Raw genomic sequence first — 1289 nt, forward strand, 5'->3', positions numbered from 1 at the left:
AGGTGCCCGTACCGCAAACCGACACAGGTAGGCGAGCAGAGCATGCTAAGGCGCGCGGAAGAACTCTCGTTAAGGAACTCGGCAAAATGACCCCGTAACTTCGGGAGAAGGGGTGCCCCGGTAGGGTGAATAGCCCGAGGGGGCCGCAGTGAAAAGGCCCAATCGACTGTTTAGCAAAAACACAGGTCTGTGCAAAGTCGTAAGACGACGTATACGGGCTGACGCCTGCCCGGTGCTGGAAGGTTAAGGGGAGCGGTTAGGAGCAATCCGAAGCTGTGAACCGAAGCCCCAGTAAACGGCGGCCGTAACTATAACGGTCCTAAGGTAGCGAAATTCCTTGTCAGGTAAATTCTGACCCGCACGAATGGCGTAACGAATTGGGCGCTGTCTCAACGAGAGATCCGGTGAAATTTTAATACCTGTGAAGATGCAGGTTACCCGCGACAAGACGGAAAGACCCCATGGAGCTTTACTGCAGCTTGATATTGGACTTTGGTACGATCTGTACAGGATAGGTGGGAGCCTACGAAGCATGAGCGCCAGCTTGTGTGGAGGCGCCGTTGGGATACCACCCTGATCGTATCGGAGTTCTAACCTGTCACCATGAAGCTGGTGAAGGGACCGTGTCAGGCGGGCAGTTTGACTGGGGCGGTCGCCTCCTAAAATGTAACGGAGGCGCCCAAAGGTTCCCTCAGAATGGTTGGAAATCATTCGAAGAGTGTAAAGGCAGAAGGGAGCTTGACTGCGAGACCAACAAGTCGAGCAGGGACGAAAGTCGGGCTTAGTGATCCGGTGGTACCGAATGGAAGGGCCATCGCTCAACGGATAAAAGCTACCCTGGGGATAACAGGCTTATCTCCCCCAAGAGTCCACATCGACGGGGAGGTTTGGCACCTCGATGTCGGCTCATCGCATCCTGGGGCTGAAGTAGGTCCCAAGGGTTGGGCTGTTCGCCCATTAAAGCGGTACGCGAGCTGGGTTCAGAACGTCGTGAGACAGTTCGGTCCCTATCTGTCGCGGGCGTAGGAAATTTGAGAGGAGCTGTCCTTAGTACGAGAGGACCGGGATGGACGTACCGCTGGTGTACCAGTTGTTCCGCCAGGAGCACCGCTGGGTAGCCAAGTACGGAAGGGATAAGCGCTGAAAGCATCTAAGCGTGAAGCCCCCCTCAAGATGAGATTTCCCAACTAGTAAGACCCCTTGAAGACGACGAGGTTGATAGGCTGGGGGTGGAAGTGCAGCAATGCATGGAGCTGACCAGTACTAATCGGTCGAGGGCTTATCCTAAA

1 rRNA gene is annotated in these 1289 nt (G+C 55.1%); it reads left to right on the plus strand.

What is annotated here, in order from left to right:
- A 23S ribosomal RNA gene (locus KJS52_RS26935) occupies nucleotides 1-1287 on the plus strand; the annotation flags it as partial.
- Nucleotides 1288-1289 lie beyond the last annotated feature (2 nt).

Origin of the sequence: Paenibacillus montaniterrae, from assembly GCF_018403185.1 — a bacterium.
GTDB lineage: Bacteria > Bacillota > Bacilli > Paenibacillales > Paenibacillaceae > Pristimantibacillus > Pristimantibacillus montaniterrae.